Here is a 2,990-nt window from a genome sequence, read left to right as displayed (position 1 = left end):
ACTGTAGAAGAATTAACAAAATCATCCAATCCGAAAAAATCTCAAGCCATCAAGAAGAAGAAAATGCAAAAACAAGCCCGTCGCAAGAATAGACCTAAGAAAAAATAATTTTGAATATATTTGTATGATTTTCTGCTGCTGATAGCTAGGAGTAAAACACTTTCAAATATGAAATGAATTTCATCGAGCAGTTTCCACAGTCAAAACCTGGGGTGGTGTGGAATCGGGAGGATAAATAAAATCAACCTCTACTTTCTTTGTTGCACCTGCTGCTAATTGCAACGTCACTAAAGCTTGTCCCTGCTGTCCCCTTCTCTGTACCAAATGCAAATATTTTACCTGCATTTTACCGGGAGCATCTTCGTAACTCACCTTCACCGTACCACGAAAAAATATTTGCTCTACTTGAGGATTTAAAAATAATAATCTATCAGTTCCAGCTTCATCTTTGAGGGGAGTTTGGATTAATATATTAACCGTTTTAGTTTGATTTGTCGGGTTATATAAAGGCAAAGTTAAATCATATTCCACCCCATAATTACTATGTGCCCAATATGCCGTATCTGGATATCTAGCTAACATCTTGGCACTTTGAATCTGTTTGGTTGCTAGAGTTACTAAATGTACCGTTCCTAATGGGTAAGAAATCGCTTTACCTGATTCTGGTATGGTTAATTTTGTAGCCTCAGAGGTATCAGTAATTACCCCTTCCCATTTAGCACCTTGAGATACACCAGCTACTCTACCAAACACAGTAGGTTCTTTAGGTGGTTCTAATGGTGTGGGTATGGCATCCCTTTTTTCTGCCAAATTTTCATTGTTGAGTAAATTTTGCCACTCAGTTAAAGTTGGGGGACGATTGGCAGTCATAGCTAAATTGGCAATATAAATTACACCATCACTTTGTAAGCGCATCATTGTTGTGCGACCATTGGATGAGGGTGCAAGTACGGGAATTGGTAGATTTGCTAATATTTGGCTTTTACCTGGTTCAATGACGATTTTTTCAGGGAAAATATTTTGTCTGATTCCTTGCAGTACATCACCCATTGTCCTGCTTCCTGGTCCCGAATAAACGTTATTTTGGGAATTATTTTGAATGTCGGGTAAGGGAATAAAGGGAGCTTGTTGAGTTAGATAACTGCCAGCATTTAATATTTCTAATGTGACTGGTTTATTACCAGGATTATAAACAATAATACCCTGATAAACCGTCCGATTTCTTGCTGTTGTTTCTGCCCTGACAATGTGGTGAGAAAAAATATCAAATCTGCCTTGAAAGGGATAATTTAAATGTGCTGTGGGTGTTTTTTTACCTTCTGGGGGAAAGGTTGAGAGTAGAATTCCATCACTTTCTACTAATTCTGGACTATTGCTGTTGAAAGTGGGTATGGTATCGAGTTTTCCCGGTAATGGGTTGACTTGTTGGGGTTTTACTTCCACTCCAGCGATGTATTGTGGGGGAATGGTGTAGATATTGAGTGCGCGACACATCAATGCCGCAACTTCCCCTCTGGTAGCACTTTGGTTGGGTTTTAGCTGTTTGATGTTGGGATAATTGACGATGATACTATTAATTGCCGCAGATGCGATCGCACTTTGAGCATAACCAGGGATTTCTGCTGCATCGAGGAAGTATTTTTGTAATGTCTGCGCTGGGTTAGAGATGGAATTATAATTTTTTGCCCCTGCGATGACACCAATAATTTGAGCGCGGGGTATGGCTTGGTTCGGTTGAAATATTCCCCCTGGATATCCTGAGAAAAAGCCTTTTTGGTAGGCAGTAGATATGGCTTTATTTGCCCAATGGGTTGGGGGTACATCTCGAAATGGGCTTGAGTTACGTTTGTTAGGTGCGTCAGGAAAAGCGTTGAGCATCAATACTGCTGCTTCTGCCCTTGTGACTGTGAGATTGGGACGAAAGGTGTTATCAGGGTATCCGGTAATCAGTTTACGGGAATTTAGTTCACGGATGCAATTATTTCCCCAGTATTCTTGCGTGTCGTTGAATGCGATGGCTGTAGTGGTAGGGAAAATTACAATGATGCTAGAAAGGGTGAGAAGTTGCAGTAATGATGGCATGGGGAATTGGATTGATGAGAATCAATTTTTCAGTAGTTAAGGAAATATAGGAAGTAGTTTATATTACTGTTGATGGAGGTGTCATGCTAACTCTCTCAAAAACTAGCGATCGCGTCCGGCAAGGAAAGAATATACTGAGAACAGATAAAAATTGGAATTATTGACTGTTAGCTTTTGGCTATAAGCAGAGGTTCCTTCTCCCAGAGTATGGCTAATCGTTCGCAGTATAAATTTTCCTCTGCGATCGCATAAAATTCCAAACATTGAACTATGTTCCTGCTTTGACTGTTGACCTTTGGGACTTAGCGTAACGCCAAAGACGTATCGCACTTTTTCCCCTTGGGTGTAGCATCGGGATAATAGGTAATAATTGCTTTATTCCTCTCTACAAATACAGTTGGGAAAATAGTTCCAGTTTCAGCATCTTTGACCTCAAAGATACAAGCACCATCAAGATTATTTTGCAGTTTATATATTCTAGTTACATCTAAAAGTATTTCCTGGGCATTGCTCAAGTAGCCACTCTTGAGCATTAGCAACGGAATTATTGAAATTAAAAATTGCAGCAAATGGCAATGCGATAGCAAAAATGACAGCTATTTTGGAATTGCGAATAAAAAGCACCATAATCTTAAGTTAACGTATATTTTTCAGATATCTGTACAATATCAAACTGTAGTAGCTTTGATTATAAAAATGTACTTTGCCGCAGATGCTGTTGTCGTTAATTTTGCTTAAACAATCGCTTAAATTTGAGCCAGTCGTTCCCGCAACTGAGTATACCGTTCCTTCTGATTAACCGATACTCCTCCGGAGTCACTTCGTGAACGCACAGCCATTGCGTTAGCGAAGCTTATCGCAGATATCGCCTTCTTGGAACCGACAATTATCGCCAATTTCTTCGCACG

2 protein-coding genes and 1 pseudogene are annotated in these 2,990 nt (G+C 39.8%); all 3 read right to left on the bottom strand.

The window, feature by feature from the left end; translation table 11 throughout:
• Positions 1–180 precede the first annotated feature (180 nt).
• Entirely contained in the window at positions 181–2,082 is a 1,902-nt protein-coding gene (locus CK510_RS28700) for a DUF3370 family protein (RefSeq protein ID WP_095724880.1), read from the bottom strand.
• 102 nt (positions 2,083–2,184) lie between these two features.
• A complete protein-coding gene (locus CK510_RS32160) occupies positions 2,185–2,346 on the bottom strand; it encodes a hypothetical protein (protein ID WP_158224989.1) in 162 nt (53 codons plus the stop codon).
• A 38-nt stretch (positions 2,347–2,384) separates the two neighbouring features.
• Positions 2,385–2,603, bottom strand: a pseudogene (locus CK510_RS28695) (EndoU domain-containing protein); the annotation flags it as partial.
• Positions 2,604–2,990 lie beyond the last annotated feature (387 nt).

The organism is Brunnivagina elsteri CCALA 953, assembly GCF_002289455.1.
In the GTDB taxonomy this organism is placed as follows: Bacteria; Cyanobacteriota; Cyanobacteriia; order Cyanobacteriales; family Nostocaceae; genus Brunnivagina; species Brunnivagina elsteri.
The sequence above is the reverse complement of the archived record's forward strand: the minus strand, read 5'-3'. Positions and strand labels throughout refer to the sequence as shown.

Excerpts from the sequence above, each read along its gene's own strand:
- CK510_RS32160 (WP_158224989.1), bottom strand. The coding sequence starts at position 2,346 with ATGTTTGGAATTTTATGCGATCGCAGAGGAAAATTTATACTGCGAACG.
- CK510_RS28700 (WP_095724880.1), bottom strand. The coding sequence starts at position 2,082 with ATGCCATCATTACTGCAACTTCTCACCCTTTCTAGCATCATTGTAATT.